The sequence below is a fragment of the Cognatundibacterium crateris genome, assembly GCF_010078235.1.
In the GTDB taxonomy this organism is placed as follows: domain Bacteria; phylum Pseudomonadota; class Gammaproteobacteria; order Burkholderiales; family Burkholderiaceae_D; genus Undibacterium; species Undibacterium crateris.
Map to the genome: position 1 here is coordinate 294,558 of NZ_JAABOS010000001.1, position 16,903 is coordinate 311,460.

The 16,903-nt window shown below is 53.9% G+C and carries 16 protein-coding genes; 6 read left to right on the top strand and 10 right to left on the bottom strand.

Features of this window, described 5'->3' with window-relative positions; translation table 11 throughout:
- Positions 1-23 precede the first annotated feature (23 nt).
- The 6 genes from EYB48_RS01245 to EYB48_RS01270 all read left to right on the top strand — a co-directional run bounded on the left by EYB48_RS01245 (position 24) and on the right by EYB48_RS01270 (position 4,364).
- Positions 24-422 carry a DUF4398 domain-containing protein gene (locus tag EYB48_RS01245; protein ID WP_162018461.1) on the top strand — a complete coding sequence of 133 codons (399 nt, stop codon included), beginning with the start codon at positions 24-26 and terminating at the stop codon, positions 420-422.
- A gap of 58 nt (positions 423-480) precedes the next feature.
- Complete coding sequence (locus EYB48_RS01250; RefSeq protein ID WP_235934830.1) at positions 481-1,404, top strand: OmpA family protein; 924 nt, start codon at positions 481-483, stop codon at positions 1,402-1,404.
- Between the two features lie 21 nt (positions 1,405-1,425).
- The gene (locus tag EYB48_RS01255) at positions 1,426-1,614 is read left to right on the top strand and encodes a hypothetical protein (RefSeq protein ID WP_162018462.1); all 189 of its coding nucleotides are present in this window, start codon (positions 1,426-1,428) and stop codon (positions 1,612-1,614) included.
- A 123-nt stretch (positions 1,615-1,737) separates the two neighbouring features.
- Positions 1,738-2,415, top strand: coding sequence for a thiol:disulfide interchange protein DsbA/DsbL (locus tag EYB48_RS01260; RefSeq protein WP_162018463.1), 678 nt, complete (start codon positions 1,738-1,740; stop codon positions 2,413-2,415).
- Positions 2,416-2,451: 36 nt separating this feature from the next.
- Positions 2,452-3,396, top strand: coding sequence for an L-lactate dehydrogenase (locus EYB48_RS01265; RefSeq protein ID WP_162018464.1), 945 nt, complete (start codon positions 2,452-2,454; stop codon positions 3,394-3,396).
- A 182-nt stretch (positions 3,397-3,578) separates the two neighbouring features.
- Positions 3,579-4,364, top strand: a complete 786-nt coding sequence (locus EYB48_RS01270) for a tetratricopeptide repeat protein (protein WP_162018465.1) — start codon at positions 3,579-3,581, stop codon at positions 4,362-4,364.
- Between the two features lie 19 nt (positions 4,365-4,383).
- On the opposite strand, the gene EYB48_RS01275 is transcribed toward EYB48_RS01270, so the two are convergent.
- From EYB48_RS01275 to mobA, 10 genes are all read right to left on the bottom strand, one after another.
- Positions 4,384-7,620: an error-prone DNA polymerase gene (locus tag EYB48_RS01275; RefSeq protein ID WP_162018466.1), complete on the bottom strand. Its 3,237-nt coding sequence runs from the start codon at positions 7,618-7,620 to the stop codon at positions 4,384-4,386.
- Entirely contained in the window at positions 7,617-9,191 is a 1,575-nt protein-coding gene (locus tag EYB48_RS01280) for a Y-family DNA polymerase (RefSeq protein ID WP_235934832.1), read from the bottom strand. The genes EYB48_RS01275 and EYB48_RS01280 overlap by 4 nt, the downstream gene beginning before the upstream one ends.
- Before the next feature lie 44 nt (positions 9,192-9,235).
- Positions 9,236-9,937: a translesion DNA synthesis-associated protein ImuA gene (gene imuA / locus EYB48_RS01285; RefSeq protein ID WP_162018467.1), complete on the bottom strand. Its 702-nt coding sequence runs from the start codon at positions 9,935-9,937 to the stop codon at positions 9,236-9,238.
- A gap of 166 nt (positions 9,938-10,103) precedes the next feature.
- A complete protein-coding gene (locus EYB48_RS01290; RefSeq protein ID WP_162018468.1) occupies positions 10,104-11,711 on the bottom strand; it encodes a sensor domain-containing diguanylate cyclase in 1,608 nt (535 codons plus the stop codon).
- Between the two features lie 162 nt (positions 11,712-11,873).
- Complete coding sequence (locus tag EYB48_RS01295; RefSeq protein WP_235934833.1) at positions 11,874-12,263, bottom strand: hypothetical protein; 390 nt, start codon at positions 12,261-12,263, stop codon at positions 11,874-11,876.
- A 38-nt stretch (positions 12,264-12,301) separates the two neighbouring features.
- Positions 12,302-13,570 carry a porin gene (locus EYB48_RS01300; protein WP_162018470.1) on the bottom strand — a complete coding sequence of 423 codons (1,269 nt, stop codon included), beginning with the start codon at positions 13,568-13,570 and terminating at the stop codon, positions 12,302-12,304.
- A gap of 101 nt (positions 13,571-13,671) precedes the next feature.
- Positions 13,672-14,004, bottom strand: a complete 333-nt coding sequence (locus EYB48_RS01305; RefSeq protein ID WP_202927624.1) for a ComEA family DNA-binding protein — start codon at positions 14,002-14,004, stop codon at positions 13,672-13,674.
- Between the two features lie 59 nt (positions 14,005-14,063).
- Positions 14,064-14,909 carry a peptidylprolyl isomerase gene (locus tag EYB48_RS01310; protein ID WP_162018471.1) on the bottom strand — a complete coding sequence of 282 codons (846 nt, stop codon included), beginning with the start codon at positions 14,907-14,909 and terminating at the stop codon, positions 14,064-14,066.
- A 62-nt stretch (positions 14,910-14,971) separates the two neighbouring features.
- Complete coding sequence (moeA, locus tag EYB48_RS01315) at positions 14,972-16,273, bottom strand: molybdopterin molybdotransferase MoeA (RefSeq protein ID WP_235934835.1); 1,302 nt, start codon at positions 16,271-16,273, stop codon at positions 14,972-14,974.
- Entirely contained in the window at positions 16,263-16,886 is a 624-nt protein-coding gene (gene mobA / locus EYB48_RS01320; RefSeq protein ID WP_162018472.1) for a molybdenum cofactor guanylyltransferase MobA, read from the bottom strand. Before mobA ends, moeA begins: the two co-directional genes overlap by 11 nt.
- Positions 16,887-16,903: the final 17 nt, after the last annotated feature.

A 16,903-nucleotide genomic window follows, 5' to 3' on the forward strand; every position in this document is an offset into this window, starting at 1 on the left:
GACACGATTCGGAGAGGATGAAAATGAAGATTTGGAAAAATATTTGGATAGATACGCATTGGGCGGCCTGCAGTAGCTTGAGCGTACTGTTCATGCTGGGTGGCTGTAGCACGACTGAACATACTTCGGCAGCAGATGTCGCAGTGACAGTCGCTAGCGTGGATCAGGCGAACGCCGCTGGTGCTGATCAGTTTGCGCCAGCAGAAATGCAGTCGGCCCGCGATAAGCTGTTAAAAGCCCAGCTTGCTATGCAGCGTAAGGAGTATGAGCTGTCGAGTGAGTTGGCGATACAGGCACAGGCAGATGCGACCCTGGCGCAGAGCAAAGCAAAAACTGCGCAGGCTCAGGCCGTCGCAAAAACGCTGCAGGACAATATTCGCGTTCTCAGAGATGAACTACAGCGCGTCAATAAAAGCCGTTGATTGATAAAGCACAGAGCCTGCCTCAATGTCAGGTTAATGAAAAATTGAAAGGAAATAGATGATGAAACCACGTCAGACAGACAAACAAACGCAGTCTGAGTACGCGGCAGCAGCTAAAAGCCATGGTTTGAAATCCGCAGCCTTATTGGCGCTGATTTTCGTGGCGGGGTGCAGTTCGGCTCCGCTGGAAACGACTTTGCTGCAAAGTGTCAGGCAAAATTATCGTCAGGCGCAGAATAATCCGCAACTGATGCAGGCGGCAGCGACAGAAATGCGCGATGCCAGTGATGCGATGGGGGCCGCAAATAATGCAGCCGCAGAGCGCGAAAGCGCCGAAAAAATTGATCAGTATGCGTATCTGGCGCAGCAAAAAATCTCGCTGGCGCAGGAGGTGCTCAAGCAAAAAAATGCTGAAGCTGAGATAAAGATGGCGGGGCAGGCGCGCCAGGACATACAGTTGAATCAGCGTACTGAAGAAGCGAAACAGGCGCAGTTACATGCTGCACAGTCTGACATGGACAAACACATGGCGAATGACGAAACGCATCGCGTCAGGCAAGAGATGATGGGGCTGCAAAAAAATCTGGCCGACTTGAAGGCAAAACAAACGGACAGAGGCCCGGTCATTATTTTGGACGACTTTTTGTTTGGGACAGATGATGCAAGACTGAAGCCGGAGGGCATCCATATGGTTCAGCGCTTATCCCGTGTGTTGCAAGAAAATCCGCAGCAGAAGGTCTTAATTGAAGGCTATACCGATAGCACAGGAACCAGGGCGCATAACCAGCAATTATCTGAGCGGCGGGCCGGGGCAGTCAGCAGTGCACTGCAGCTGGATGGCATCGCCAGTACCCGCATTATCGTCCGGGGACATGGTGAGGATGCGCCGGCAGCAGATAATACAAATGCTGTAAACCGGCAGCAGAATCGCAGGGTGGAAGTTTTGTTCTCTGATTTAAATGGGAATTTCAGCAGTCGCTGATCTGGCGTTGAAATGAATAGCATGAAATCAAAGCTGAAGCGCATTCCGCCCGGGGTAATTGACGTCGTCGCTGAACGTGAAAAGGGTATGCAGGAGCAGGCGGTTGAAGATGCATTGGATACGGGATTGGAGGAGACTTTTCCGGCCAGTGATCCGGTTGCCATTACGATCACACCAGCCAGTGCAGCTGTGCTTTTTACCGCAGCCTGACCGGTCTTAGTGTGCTGGCTTGCACGGTGCACGCACAATTTATGCGATACTTGACGGTTTATGTGTATGAACATTTTGCAGGCAGTTTGCACAAGCTGTCTGCCTACAACTGTCGGGGAAAGTATGCGTGGTTTTCGCTGGATGTTTTTAGCTTGTACTCTGTGGGCCGGTGTGGTGTCGGCATCACCGCCAAATCCGGTACGTGGTGCAGAGTTTCAGGTATTGGGTAATCCTATGCCGGTACGGGCGGCTGAGAAAAAAGTCGAGGTGATCGAGTTTTTCATGTACCACTGCCCAGCCTGTAATGCGCTGGAACCTGCGCTGCAGGACTGGTTGAAAAAAATGGGTGATAAAGTCGAATTCCGCCGCATCCATTTGCCGTATTACGGAGAAACCGACCCTGAGGCGCGCATGTTTCTGACGCTGGAAGCGCTCGGTATGGACAAGGAAATGCATGCGCGTTTGCTGATTACCTGGCATGTGCAGCGTAAGCGTTTGCGCACTGATCAGGATAATCTGAGCTGGGCGGTGACGCATGGCATAGACCAAAAGACTTTTCTGGATGCGTATAACTCGTTTTCCGTGCAAAGTATGATGAAGCGCCTGCCGCGTCTGGTGGAAAGTTACGGTGTCACTTCAACCCCTACCTTTGTGATTGATGGCAGGATATTGACCCAGCCATCTATGGTGGCCGAAGCGAATCCTAAGCTCACCAATGATGAAGTCCTGCCTGCTGCTTTTCAGGTGATGGAAGTGCTGGTAGAGCGCGTCGCTAAAGAAAAACAGAGCAAACAAAAATAAACGCTGCGGCGCAGGCCAGACAGAGAAAGCATAGCAATGAAAATCGGGATAGTCGGTGCCGGGCATGTAGGCAGTACTGCTGCTTATACGCTGGTTTTACAAGGCATAGGCAGTGAGCTGGTGCTGGTCGATCAGCAGCCGGCGCTGGCTCAGGCACAGGTGATGGATATTCTGCATGCCACGCCGTTTTCTCATCCTGTGCATCTCCGTGCCGGACAGTATGCCGACTTACAGGATGCGGCGCTGGTGATTGTGGCTGCCGGTGTCAGTCAGCAAGCCGGAGAGAGCCGGCTGGCTTTGTTGCAGCGTAATGCGGATATTTTTGGCCACATCATTCCCGCTATCCTGCGCTATGCGCCGGATGCAGTGCTGCTGATTGCGACTAATCCGCTTGATATCATGACCCAGGTGGCGACCCGGATTGCAGTGGCGGCCGGGGCGGATGCACGGTGTGTGCTGGGGACTGGCACTATGCTCGATACCGCACGTTTCCGCGCCTTACTGGGACAGCATTGTGGTGTGGCGCCAGGTTCTGTACATGCCTATGTATTGGGTGAGCATGGCGATAGTGAAGTGCTGCTCTGGTCCAGTGCCAGCGTGGCTGGTGTGCCTTTAAGCCAGTTTGCGGCTGACCGTGGCTGCAAGCTGGATGCGGCTGTGATGGCACACATCGATCAGGCGGTGCGGCGCGCTGCCTATCAAATCATTGCAGGTAAGGGCGCCACGTATTACGGCATCGGTGCAGCGATTGCCTTCCTGAGCCGCTGCATCCTGTTTGATGAACGTCAGGTTCTGACGGTTTCATCCGTACAGGATCAGGTGCAGGGCGTGCGCGATGTAGCTTTGTCGCTACCGCAGGTAGTCGGGCGGGCTGGCATCCTGCAGACCTTGCATCCGCCACTCGACAGCGCAGAACAACAGGCACTGGTGGCCAGCGCGCAAATCATCTCTGAGCATGTAGCTGGTCTGGTGCTGAACTGATTTTCCCGGCTGGATGCTTGGGTTTGCCAACTGGTCTCTCCGGTCGCACGACTTGATACACCGGCAATTTTTATGTGTGAGCTGGCTGGCTTGCCGCATACTGCGCAGACTTCAGTGTCTGACATCAGACTGTGAATGACTGGCAGACACCTTTAATCATTCATCTGTTCCGGAGCGCCATCATGTCTTCTCAATCTCTCTCTGTTTTTTTAGGTGGCGCGCTGTTAGCGAGCTGTTTCAGCATCGTCAGTGTGCATGCAGCCGAGCTTGCTGCCGATAGCATGGCCAGCAAAGTGGTGACCATCGCTGCCGGTGAGCCGGGTGCGGCGACCAGCTTAAGTGGCGCTCAACTGGCAGAGCTGCAATACCACGCAGGTATGCTGTTCAATAATGGCATTGCCGGTGCCACCAAAGACCCTGCACAAGCCTTGTTCTGGTTTCAGAAATCCGCAGCAGCGGGTCATCCTTTAGGTGCCTATAAGCTGGGTTGCTATTATGCGGGCCAGTTTCCGGGTGTGATCGCGACAGATGATACTCAGGCCTTACATTTTAAAGGGATTGCCGCTGAAGCCGGTTATTCACTCGCGCAACATGATGTCGCATTGCTTTATCAAAAGCAGGGTGACTGGCGGCGCGCACTGAGCTGGTATCAGAAAGCAGCAGATCAGGGTCTTTTTCAAGCGGTGATCAGACTGGCCTGGCTCGCTTACTCTCAGCCTGAAGCAGACAAACAACTGGCTTATCAATATCTGTTAATTGCGCAAAGTCTGCAGCCAGAGCAGACCAAGGCTAAGCCTGAGTTCATGCAAGCCTTTGATGACTTGCAAGCGCGCTTATCCGACAGTCAGAAAGCGGCAGCGCAGCAGGCTGCCCGGCAATGGCGTGCTGCGCCTGCCGCGCTCAGCGTAGAGGCAGCACAAGGCGCGCAGCGTTTGTCGGAGTTGATGCGCTCAGCTGCTCAGTCTTAATGCTGATCCGGCTTTACGTCTAACAAAAATCCCGGCTGTGGGTGCTCAGGGTGCCGATCAAATGACTCATGTCGACCAGGCGTTTGGCGATCAGGTGCTGTACTCCCTGTTCGTTTTGCCAGATGCCATAGACGCCCAACAGCCGGGAACTCAGTATTTCACGTCTTTGCTGTTCGACCAGCGAGGGCCAGATGATCACATTGACTGGCCCGCTTTCATCTTCCAGCGTCAGGAATAACACACCTTTGGCGGTGCCGGGCCGTTGTCTGACGGTGACCAGCCCACAGGCGCGTGCAAACTGACCGGATTGAAAAGTCGCCAGCAGCCGTGCTGGCAAAAAACGCTGCTTCAGTAACTGTGCCCGTAACAGGGCGACCGGGTGTCGTCGCAATGTGAGGCCGGTACTCTGATAGTCACTCAGTATTTGCTGTCCTTCGGCGGGTGCCGTTAATTCCGGTGTGCTTTCTGCGACACTGGCTGGCCGTAGCAAATCCTTATCGGCGACTGCGGCCACCGCCTGCCACAAGGCCTGGCGCCGGTGTCCTGCTAACTGGCTGAGCGCATTGGCGGCCGCCAGGGTTTCCAGTTCATGCCGGTTCAGTTCGGCGCGGCGTGCCAGATCGGCCGTATCCTGAAATGGGCCAACGGCTCTGGCTTGCATGATGCGCTGTGCGGCCGTTGCAGACATGCCCTTGATCAGCGACATACCCAGTCTGACCGCGGCTTGTGGCGTATTGGTATAGCGATTGTGAAACCAGTCAGCGCTGAGTGTGCAGTCCCAGTCACTGTGACAAACGTCGATTGCCTGTATCTGCACGTCATGCCGCTTTGCATCCTGTATCAGTTGTGAGGGCGTGTAAAATCCCATAGGCTGTGAATTCAGCAGCGCGCACAGAAAGACGGCGGGTTCATGACATTTGATCCAGCTGCTGATATAGGCCAGGATCGCAAAGCTGGCAGAGTGACTTTCGGGAAAACCGTATTCGCCAAAGCCCTTTATCTGTTCCACAATTCTTTCTGCATAAGCCTGCTCGTAACCATTGGCCTGCATGCCACTGATGATGCGCGACTGGTAAGCTTCCAGACCGCCTTTACGCTTCCAGGCCGCCATGGCGCGGCGCAGATTATCGGCTTCACCGGCGGTGAAACCCGCAGCCAGCATCGCGATTTGCATCACCTGTTCCTGAAAAATCGGTACTCCCAGCGTGCGCCCCAGCGCTTTCTGCATGGCGGCATCATGATGCTGCTCTACCGGTTCCAGCCCCTGACGGCGGCGCAGATAGGGATGCACCATGCCGCCTTGTATCGGGCCCGGCCTGACGATGGCGACCTGTACCACCAGATCGTAGAATTCGCGCGGTTGTAGTCGTGGCAGCATACTCATCTGAGCGCGTGATTCGATCTGAAAAACACCGATGGTATCGGCCTGGCAAATCATGTCGTAAGTCAGCGGGTCTTCGCGCGGGATGTCTTGCAAGCGGGCTGGTTTGCCGGGTAGGGTCGCCAGCAGATCGAGTGCGCGCCGTATCGCCGATAGCATGCCCAGTGCCAGCACATCGACTTTTAATAATCCCAGCGATTCCAGATCATCTTTATCCCATTGGATCACGCAGCGCTCTTTCATGGCGGCGTTTTCTATCGGTACCAGCCGCGATAATTTTCCTTTGGCGATCACAAAGCCACCGCTGTGCTGCGATAAGTGGCGCGGAAAGCGTAATAACTGAGTCGCCAGAGCCGCCCATTGCTGTGCGATGGCCGAGCTGGTATCGAGTCCGCATTCGGCGAAGCGTGCGAGCAGATCCTGTTTGCTATCGAACCAGCGATGGGATTTGGCCACCGCATCGACGATATCCTGATCGATGCCTAAGGCTTTTCCGGTTTCGCGCAAGGCACCACGTGGCCGGTAGGTGTGGACGGCGGCGGCCAGCGCAGCGCGTTCGCGGCCATATTTGCGGTAAATATACTGCATGACTTCTTCACGCCGCTGATGTTCGAAATCGACATCGATATCAGGCGGTTCGGCACGCTCTTTGGAGATGAAACGTTCGAACAGCAGAGTGTTCACTTCCGGATTGACCTCGGTGATATGCAGGCAGTAGCACACCACAGAATTCGCTGCAGAGCCGCGTCCCTGACACAATATGCCTTGCTGACGTGCGAAGCGCACGATGTCGTGCACGGTCAGAAAATAGGGTTCATACGCGAGATCATTAATCAGATGCAGCTCGTGTTCTATGCGCTGTATCAGGCTGTCGCTGATGCCCTCCGGATAGCGGCGCTGCGCTCCCCGATACACTTGCTGCCGCAGATAACTGGCCGGGGTATAGCCGGGCGGGACGATTTCATCCGGATATTCATAGCGTAATTCATCGAGAGAAAACTGACAGGATTGCGCAATGCGTATGGTGGCAGCCAGCGTGGCGGGCGGATACAGTCTGGCCAGTCGCAGCCGCGAACGCAGATGCTGCTCTGCATTCGGGGCCAGCGCATAGCCGCATTCCGTGAGTGTTTTACCCAGTCGTATCGCTGTCAGCGTATCCTGCAAGGGCTTGCGTGAACGTACATGCATGGTCACCTGACCCAGTGCCACTACCGGTAAGCTATAACTGGCGGCGCTGTGCAGCACGTGTTGCTGCTGATAGTCGTCGGCGGCCTGCAGTAGTAAAGTCAGTCCCAGCCAGCCGCTGTGCTGACCTGCACTTTGAAAATACTGAGCAAACCACTGTAATTGCTGATCCAGTATCGCCGGCCGCACCGGATATTCCGGCAGCAGTATCACGCAACAGCCGGGCAGACCGGCGAGGTGGGCGTAAGCGCTATCGTTGGGCTGCAGATCTTCGGGTTTGAGCAGGTAATTGCCTTTGCTACAGCGGCTGCGTGCCAGCGTAATCAGCTCCGACAAATTGCCATAGCCCTCGCGGTTTTGCGCAATCACCAGCAGCCGCAGGCAGGATAGCGCATCGCTGTCATGGCTGAGCGCGAACCAGGCACCAATCAGCAGTGGCAATTGCTGTGCCTTGGCTTCATCATGCGCACGCACCACGCCGGCCAGCGAGCATTCGTCAGTGATCGCCAGTGCCTGATAGCCTAGCCTGGCGGCGCGCCTGACCAGTTCTTCGGCATGGGAGGCGCCATGTAAAAAGCTGAAATTGGACATGCAGAGCAGCTCTGCGTAATCGGGCAAATTGTGCCCGTAAGCCGCATCCAGAGTGGGTGTTCCATTTTTGGGTATTCCATTTCCGCCCGGCTTACTCATCCGAAAATCCCGTGTAAAAACCAGCTCAGCGCTATCGTATCGCCGTCGGTTTGCGTCACGTTGCGCTCACGGTAGATCCAGTACAGCTGATGCCTGGCATGACTGGCAATGAAGTAATCCCTGACCTGGGTACTGTCACTCCACCAGCCTGCCTCTATGCGTTCGGCCGGTGAAATGATGGTCAGCGCCGATCCTGCATACCAGGGTTGATGCTGGCGCAGTGTCAGCGCCAGTGGCTGGGCCAGCAGCCAGACCGGGCGCAGCAAGGCATGGGCTGCGCTGGCGGCGACATGGGCTTGCGCTGCTTTTTTATGCAGCACGGAGACCCATTGATTCGCAATGTCTGGCCGGAAATCCGCCTGCGGTGCGGCCTGCAATACCTGATGTTCGCCCAGCCTGGCCACCAGCAGTGACAGCAGACGCTGATGATCCTCGGGTTTGCCGCCCGGTTCGGGGAATAAATCCTCGCTGTGTAACTGGCGGCTTGCGGTCTCGGTGGCTTCCAGCTCCAGCGCAATCACAGGACCGCTCAGACTCAGTTGCTGCAGACGTTCACGCAGCAGTAGTTGCAAGTGTGCCTCTTGCCAGCCGGGCTCGGCCAGCATGATGTTGAGCTGGCTGGGGGCGATCGCGCTACGGCCGCGCTCATGGTGTAAGCACAGGCGTAACTGACTCAGGGCCAGCTGTTGCAGCCGCAGCCAGCTGCACAGCTGGGTCAGCAAGGCCTGCACGTACGGCAGTAACTGATCGCTGCGTTCCAGGCGGCCAGCCAGCTCGCGTTTGATATGGAAGGTTTCACTGGCGACGACCCAGAGATGCAGCGCAGTTTCTTTGCCATAGGCCTGATCCAGTTCCTGTAACAAGGCGGCACCACAGCGTCTTTGCAAGCCGGCGCGCGGCAGCTTTTGCAAATCTTTGAGCTGATGGCAAGCCAGCCCTTCGAGCAGATCGAGATAGGCTTGCGCCTGACTCAGGGTGTGGACCGGTAGCTGATCCATGACAGTAGCCAGCTTGCGCGGTGACAGACAATAGCAGGCAGCTTGGGCGCGCTCTGCAGCATAGAGCGCGAGCAAGGCTGCTGCTTTAGAAAATGGTGCACAGGCCAGGCTGACGCTGAGCCCCAGCGCCTGCACAGTCAGGCGTATGCGCTGACGCAGACGGCGTATGCCACCGAACAGACGCAGGCTGCTGCTGACTTCCAGCACAATGCCAGCCGCGCCATGCAGCGCGACCGACGGGGTGTACTGTAACAATGCCAGCGCGGCGGCTTGCAACAAGTCTTGTTGTTTGCGGCTGTCGCAGGGAAAAAAGCTGGCGTCAGGCAGCAGCATTTGCACACCGCCACGACGCATGCCTGTGCGTATTCCGGCAGCGCACGCCGTCGGGCTCATGGCCAGTACGCGCTGTTGCAGCAGGATGACGCTACCGCTGTCATGCTGCTGCCATTCCCAGCGTGGGATAAAGGCTTCCAGCGCCAGATGCGGGAAATGCAGCGCTACCCATAGCGCGGGTTTGCGTTCCGCTACAGGCTGTACCGGATTGGAGCTGGAGCTGGAGTTGGGGGACATCATGCTGTTTTCTGTGCCGGGAAGCGGGTGGCGCCGCAGGCTCACAGTCAGGACGACAGGATGTCGCGTGCCGCCTGGCTGCTGCGTGCGACATCCTGCGGCAAACCTTGCGGACGATCATGACTTAAACCAGCCAGATAAGGATGCTGCGGCAGATACAGCGGCAAGGAAGCGACAGACTGTGCGCCGCGCCGCTTCAGTATTTGTACCTGTAAGCCATAGGAAACACTGTGTACCTGCACCCGCAGCAAGGCAGGGGAGGGATTGCTGGCGACGTGTGCCGGCCGCAGCATAAAAAACGCCATCTGCGTCTGTTGTGCCAGCAAATGCAGGCGGCGTAAGGCTTCCGGGCGTATCGCTGTCTGCCAGAATAAGAGTGCGGCACAACTGCCATGACGGATGATTTGCTCTGCCGCCCACAGGCTGTCCTGATGTTTTTGCGTCGGCAGCCAGAGCAGGCGCTGAGCCGGGATCTGTTGCGCAGTAAAGGCCGCTATCTGCGGTATATGCGGTGGATTCAGTAAGGCAATCGGACCGGAGCGTATCTGACTTAAGGCAGGCAGTAAGAGCCGCATCTCCGCAGCGCTCCCCGGTTCGCTCAGGATTTCTGTCATGCGTCCCAAGGGCCAGCCGCCGCCCGGCAGTTCTGCACGCAGCACGGCATAACCGGTGTCGGTAGTCGCCAGATCGCCATGCGCCAGCTGATTGGCGCGCCAGAGCGCAGGATGAAGTTGTTCAAGAGTAGACATGATAGCGGCTGAAAAGCAGGGCGCTTTTCAGCGCTCCGGGATAATATACTGATTAAATATACAGTATATTATCCCGGAGCGGACTTTTCAAACTTTTCTGGCTTTTTATCTGGCTGTGGCCAGCCTGATGTGCCGCTGTGAACTGTGGCCTCAGACAGGTTCAGGCTCAGGAGGGTGAAAAATGATGGTGATTCCTGCCACTCTTTTTCACGGTGTACAGCGCTTCATCGGCTCTTTCTATCAGACTGGCAGGCGCGAATTCCTGGTTACGGGTGAAGCTGATACCGATGCTGGCGCCGATAGTGACTTGTTCGTTATCCGAAATAGAAATCGGTTGCCGGGTCAGCTGGATAATCTTGTCGGCAATTCTTTGTGCCGTTTCTAATTCACTCACACCTCTGAGTAAAACCACAAACTCATCGCCACCCAGACGCGCGATAAAGTCGGTTTTTCGTAAGCTAGCGTTCAAAATGGCGGAAAAATGCATGAGTACCTTGTCACCGGCAGCATGCCCATAGCTGTCATTCACGTCTTTGAATTTGTCCAGATCGATCAACAGCAGGAAAAAATCACAGCCTGCATGACGTGCATTCTCTTTCGCCAGACGGCTCATTTCTCTTTCAAAACCCAGGCGGTTATGGATATTGGTCAAATGATCGGTGACAGCCAGACGATTCGCCTGTTCTTCATTGAGTTTGCGCTCAGTGATGTCATTCATCAGACCTTGTAGTACGCCGTTTTCAGCCGAATGTATCACCAGATGTATCCATTTCTTTTGACGTAGGCCCTGACCCGTTTCTATCAGGAAGTCTTCGGACGCTGCCTGCGCGGTTTGTGTCGTCTGATCTATCATCAGGTGTAATCTTAACTCCTGTCCCTCCAGAGCTTTTAACAGCACGGTGTCATGCTCTGCGATGCTGCTGATACTGAGCATGCGCAACAAGGCCTGATTACAGGACAGCAGTTGTCCTTCCGGATTGATCTGAAAAATGCCGGTTTCTGCATTATCAAACAGCGTCTGGTATTTTCTCTCCCCCAAAGCATGCTGAATGCGCAGGCGACGTTCTTCATCGAGGGTGTTGACCAGATTGCCTATCAGTTGATTCACATCGCTGACCAGGGTGCCCAGCTCGTCAGACCCATGATAAGACGGTGACTGCAGCAGCTCACCTTTTTCTGGCCTTAAGCGATGCAGACGGTAAGAAATACTCATAATCGGACGTGTGATCAGCACCAGTATCAGAGCGGCCACAATGAGCGCAATCGCAATGGCTTGCAGCAGCAAGAGATAGGCGATGAAACTGGCTTTTTCCGAACTTTGTGTTCGTATCGCGTCCTGATCAGTTTCCATTGCGACGGTACAGACTTGTTCCGTGGCGTTGAAGGGGGAATGAATATTTCTTTGTATCCGGTTGGATGTCCCGGTGACCGACAAAAATTTATCGATAGCACCAGGACTTCTATTTGAGTCGCGCCGGAAGCTGGCCAGTACATGTTCTTTTTGGTAGATCACAATCTGACGGATATCGGGATTTTTACTCAGTCCCTGCACTAATTCTTTGGCCAGATTGGCATCGGATAAATAGCAGGCTATCTGTGCGGTATTTTCAACAGAGTTCAGTAAGTCATGCATAATTTGCACTGCCAGTTTCTGTTCAGCACGCAGAAAATACAGGTAACTGACGGTGGAAAATAATCCACCGATCAATAGCGTAATGCCCAGCACGATGCTGGTACTCCGGAACACGATACTGGTTCTGAATAGTTCTCGCATAATCGCCGATAGTCGCTGGGTGCACTGCATCATCTGCACGGAATCAGCTGGCATAGTGCCAGCACACCGGCTATCTGATGTACAGCATACAGAGATGAATTCTTATTTTTCAGGCGATGCCATCAGCCTGAGTACACAGTTATACAGTTTCACAATAGAAATCTAATCGAAAACATAAATCAGCCTGACCCGTTTATCCAGCTTTTTTTTATCGACATAGCCGATAGCCGTCTTGTTTTCCGCAACGATGCGTAGCACTTCTTCCATCGATTCTGCCTGCACAGGTGGCGAGCCCTGGCCAGAAAAACGCAATCTTGCCCAATAAGAGTTAATTTCAGCGACTTCTTTTCCGACTAACAGCGCATAGAACTGGGCTTTTTCATTCTCTGAACTGTTCAAATCTATCGGCATAGCGTTCATGCCATTCGCGAGTTTACGGGTTCTTCCCATATACAAATTAATGACCTCATCTTTGCTCAGCTTGTCGATACCGCTATGCGGATTAGCGATAACGACTAATTCCGCATGGCTGCTTTCACTGAATAGCAACATAGCGGCGATAAGGAGGGGGGCGAGTACTCTGATCATCACTAAAACACAAAGTTATAGCTTGCACTCAACAGTGTTGCACGCCCATTCCAGTCTGGCGCCTCCTTGCGTACCAGTAATTTGTCCTTGCTGTTGATATAGTCGATCTGTAGTTTCAGATTCGATGAGTCGCTGAGGTCATAACGCAGGCCCAGGCTTAGGGTAGATTGGGAGTTACGCTGGCTGTGTATGCCATTGTTGAGATCTTTGTATAGCTGAACGATCTCAGCCGGTGCATTGACCGGTGGCAATAGCGGTATCTGTGCCGAAACCGGGCGTGAAGCGGACAGCGTTGCATAGGGTGTCCATTTCCCCATTCTGTAACTGGCGGACAGGAAGCCCGCATAGCTGTCGGGGAAATTCAGACTATTGGTACTGGTCTGGCTGAACATGGCCTGAACCTGCAACGGTCCGGCATCGTAGGCCACGCCAGCGGACAGATAGCGGAAGCGTTTGTTTTGCATACCGAGCTGAGCGCTGAGCTGCGCCGCATCCGGTATCAGCAAATTCAAGGGGGCAGTATGGAGGGCGTCAAGGACGGGGACTAAGGATGCGTACTCATTCTTGACCAACAACTGGCTATAGCCCAGTCTGGCACTCCAGGCGCCGCGCTGATAAGCCAGGTGGCCACCAAGTATCCTTGAACCATTCAGTGAAAAGTCATAGTCTGCGTGGCCGGTATAGCTTTTTCCGCGCGCAAAACCGGCATACAACTTGGCCTGATAATTTCCCTGTTGCGCATCCTGAAAAGACAGCACAGCATCCGCACCATCAAAATAAGAAACGATCAGACTGCCAAAAAAATCCACGGGTGGCCGCACCCAGGTGTAAGAATAGGCAACCTGCCGTGAGTCAGCCAGCATATAGACATCAAAGCCCACCCGGCCCAAACGTAGTTTCAGCCTGTCATTCGGGGTATAGGCGGCATACAGCCAGGCCAGTTCCGGCACAAAATCTCTGTCAGCTTTTCTGGCTAAGAGTTGAATAGCCGCTTCTGTACTCTCATTGATGCGGTGATCTAACTGCAGTCCGAAATTACTGTCCAGCGCCAGACTGGTACGTCCACTGGCGCCGACACCGCTGCTTTGGGATAAGTCTCTGACGATATCAGCCTGGCTGGTCGTGCTATGTGCAATGCCCAGCGTACCAAAGCCGGTCAGTTGGGTTCTTGCGGAGTGCAATTCATCAGGGCTGTCCTCTGCATAGGCACAGGTGCTGATGAGCGAAATCAGGGTAGAAATGAGAGAGGGAAAAAGATACGTACGTAACATAGCTCACACTAGTGGGAAGTACGCCTTGGAAAAGTAACCTGGCAGTGGAATTATTTTCTGTTTAAAGAAGTATAAGCGCCACGGCCAGGTTGCAAATCAAATTATTTCTTTTCAGTTGTTTTTTGTTTGGCGATGATCAGATCTTTGATGCCGTTATACACATCTTCAGGAATGATTTTTTTGCTGAGCAGTTCATCTTTGCCGCGATAAGGGCGACCTTTGATGATTGCATCAGAGCGTACATCGCCGATTTTAGGCAAGCCGGATAAGTCTTTTTTGCTGGCGCTGTTGATGTCCAGCAGCTCAGTTTTAGCACTGGCCGCCGTAGCGGAAGCGGCAGCCGCGCTCTTAGGAGTGTCCTTGGCCTGTACCGCTGAGGCCATGAGTAAGACAGCACACAGACCAGATAACAACTTTGCATACTTTGTTTTCACTGCGATTCTCCTTAGATGACAGCCCGCTATGGGCCAGTAGTAAAACTAACTATATCCGCTTACTGAGTCCGTGTTGCTGAGGTAATCAGGACAGGCGTGACCGGTACGAAGGTTAAGCCACCCTGATTTGATACGGTCACACCATTGATTGCATCCATGATTTCTATTCCGGTAATAATCTTACCGAAAACTGCGTAGCCCGCATTTGTTGCTGAGTAATCGAAGGCTGCACTGTTATCTTTTACATTGAAATAAAACTGAGCCGTTGCGGAATTCAGATCGCTGGTGCGTGCCATGCCTATGGTGCCACGTACATTGCTCAGACCATTTTTGGATTCCAGTACGATGGGTGCGGACGCGCTGGCGGGTTGCAAGTCCTTGGTATACCCGCCACCTTGTACCACCAGGTCTTTTTCTACACGGTGAAAAATCTTACTGACATAAAAGCCGCTTTCCACATAATTGAGGAAGTTATCGACTGACACCGGAGCCTTGCCAGGATTGAGCTCAATCACGATATTTCCCATAGACGTGCCCAGTGTTACCTGCGGTTGTGCATTCAGCACAGAAGTCATGGTCGCCTGATAGGCCAGTACATTATTGGCGTTCAACACATTCGTGGTAACACTGCCTACGGTAATGATCTTACAAGTGAAAGTGCGTTGCGTGGCGGTGCCGCCGGCTGATTCTGAGACAGCTGCACAGCCGGTGCTGGATACGGTAATGCCTTTATCGAGATTCTGACCTTGCACCTTGATGGTGGCAATTTTGCGGTAAGCAACCTGATCTATGCTGACGCTGCTGACTGTTGCGAGTACAGTCGGTGCCGGATTGCTTTTTCCGCCGCAGGCGCTCAGTAAACCTAAGGATGCCAATGTGGCGAATACCCATGTTGTTGCTTTCAATCTGATCTCCATGAAATAAATGAATAATAAAAACAGCCCTTAGCCGGTGTGTTCATGTGTGATTAAATCAGTCCCTCGAACAGGGCGACATCAACCACTTCACCAGCCTGGACCTGATCCTGATGATGATGTAAAACGATCATGCAATTCGCTTCAGACATAGAGCGCAATATACCCGAACCTTGTGTGCCTGTGACGGAAACTTCTAACTGTCCACGTAAATTTCTTTTCAAAATTCCACGCTGAAATTCTGTTCTGCCAGACTTTTTATCCAGTTGGCTCGTCGTCACTGCCGGAATCAGCAAGGGCTCCGTCAGCTCAGTCCCCATCATTTGCAGCAAAGCAGGGCGCGCCAGAAAATAGAAGCTGGTCATCACAGCAACCGGGTTGCCGGGTAGCCCGAAGAACAGTGCAGATTGCGTGCCATCATGTATCGTGCCGAAAGCCATAGGGCGGCCCGGACGCATAGCAATTTGCCAGAAGGCGATATCACCGAGCCTGTTCATGGTGAGCCGGGTCAGGTCGGCACTGCCTTGCGATACGCCGCCGGAAGTAATGAGCACATCGGCTTGCTGACACGCGGCACGAAAGGCAGATTCCAGTTGTGCCGCATCATCCGGGATGATGCCCAAATCTATCGCTACACAGCCCAGCCGGCTCAGCATGCCAAGCAGGGTGTAGCGGTTACTGTCATACACGCAGCCATGCTCACTCGCTTCACCCTGGGTGAGAATTTCATCACCGGTAGAAAAGAAAGCGACGCGCAATCGTGTTTCTACTTTTATTTCTGTGAGCCCCAGTGAGGCCAGTAAACCCAGATCCGCCGGTGTAAGTATGCGTCCTTTTTTAAGCGCGATACAGCCACGCTGTAAATCTTCACCGCGCAGACGCCGATGTGCGCCAGGACTGCCAGCATGAGCAGGCAGAGTGATATGCGTGTCGGTCTGTGCTGACAGTTGCTCATACGGGATCACGCTGTCGCAGCCGCTGGGCATTACCGCGCCGGTCATGATGCGTATGCATTCTCCAGTGTTGACCTGTCCCTGAAACGGCACACCAGCTAAGGCAGAACCGATAATGCTGAGTGTAATTTCATCTGTGGCGCTGGCTTCGGATGAAGCAAACGCATAGCCATCCATCGCCGCATTATCATGCGCAGGTACATCAATTGGCGATATCAGATCTTGCGCTAAGACCCTGCCTAAGGCGGCTGTCAGAGCCAATGTCTCATGGCCAGGTTTGCGTCTGGTCAGACTGGCGATTTTTTTCTTCGCCTCATTCAGGCTGAGCAGCGCTTTATTGTCCGCCTTTACACTCGGGACACTGGAGGAAGCATGGGCTGGATGGGGGCTGCTATGCATCATATTTTTCAGCAAGGATTAATTCATGTTCGGTATTAATATTGGTGAAAGCCAGCGACTCTGGAAAATAGCACAGCGCCAGGCGCTGCCCTTCCATCCATAATCTGGCTTTACTTTGCCCACTCTCCAGATACAGGCTTAAATCGGCTGCCAAGTGCTTGCGTACCAGTGCAAATACCGGTTGCGGCTGCAATCCTGATTTACCCATTTCACGGGTGGCAGCAATCGCAATATCCGCAGCTTGCGCCGACAGTGTCGCATATAAGCGTGCAGCCAGGTCCAGCGGGATGAAAGGCGAGTCACAAGCTACGCTGAGTACAAATTCCGTGTCTGCTTGCAGTAAGCCTGCATGCAGTCCTGCCAGTGGCCCGGCAAAGCCGCTAATCTGATCGCTGCAAACGGCATGGCCAAACTGCGCATACTGATCCAGATTTCGGTTCGCATTAATGAGAACAGCCGCCACTTGTGGCTGCAGGCGTTCGCATACCCAGGCTGTCAGCGGGCGACCGCGAAACAGATGCAAGCCTTTATCGCAATTCCCTAAGCGCGATCCGCGCCCGCCCGCCAGCAGCAGGCCAGTTACAGAATGCAAGGGATAGTCAGGCGAGGGCTGCATAGTCGGTCTCTTGGAAT

Coding starts and splice junctions, on each gene's coding strand:
- EYB48_RS01265 (WP_162018464.1), top strand. CDS start 2,452: ATGAAAATCGGGATAGTCGGTGCCGGGCATGTAGGCAGTACTGCTGCT.
- EYB48_RS01280 (WP_235934832.1), bottom strand. CDS start 9,191: ATGATGTCCCCCAACTCCAGCTCCAGCTCCAATCCGGTACAGCCTGTA.
- moeA (WP_235934835.1), bottom strand. CDS start 16,273: ATGATGCATAGCAGCCCCCATCCAGCCCATGCTTCCTCCAGTGTCCCG.
- EYB48_RS01250 (WP_235934830.1), top strand. CDS start 481: ATGATGAAACCACGTCAGACAGACAAACAAACGCAGTCTGAGTACGCG.
- mobA (WP_162018472.1), bottom strand. CDS start 16,886: ATGCAGCCCTCGCCTGACTATCCCTTGCATTCTGTAACTGGCCTGCTG.
- EYB48_RS01245 (WP_162018461.1), top strand. CDS start 24: ATGAAGATTTGGAAAAATATTTGGATAGATACGCATTGGGCGGCCTGC.
- EYB48_RS01270 (WP_162018465.1), top strand. CDS start 3,579: ATGTCTTCTCAATCTCTCTCTGTTTTTTTAGGTGGCGCGCTGTTAGCG.
- EYB48_RS01300 (WP_162018470.1), bottom strand. CDS start 13,570: ATGTTACGTACGTATCTTTTTCCCTCTCTCATTTCTACCCTGATTTCG.
- EYB48_RS01275 (WP_162018466.1), bottom strand. CDS start 7,620: ATGAGTAAGCCGGGCGGAAATGGAATACCCAAAAATGGAACACCCACT.
- EYB48_RS01255 (WP_162018462.1), top strand. CDS start 1,426: ATGAAATCAAAGCTGAAGCGCATTCCGCCCGGGGTAATTGACGTCGTC.
- imuA (WP_162018467.1), bottom strand. CDS start 9,937: ATGTCTACTCTTGAACAACTTCATCCTGCGCTCTGGCGCGCCAATCAG.
- EYB48_RS01295 (WP_235934833.1), bottom strand. CDS start 12,263: ATGTTGCTATTCAGTGAAAGCAGCCATGCGGAATTAGTCGTTATCGCT.
- EYB48_RS01290 (WP_162018468.1), bottom strand. CDS start 11,711: ATGCGAGAACTATTCAGAACCAGTATCGTGTTCCGGAGTACCAGCATC.
- EYB48_RS01260 (WP_162018463.1), top strand. CDS start 1,738: ATGCGTGGTTTTCGCTGGATGTTTTTAGCTTGTACTCTGTGGGCCGGT.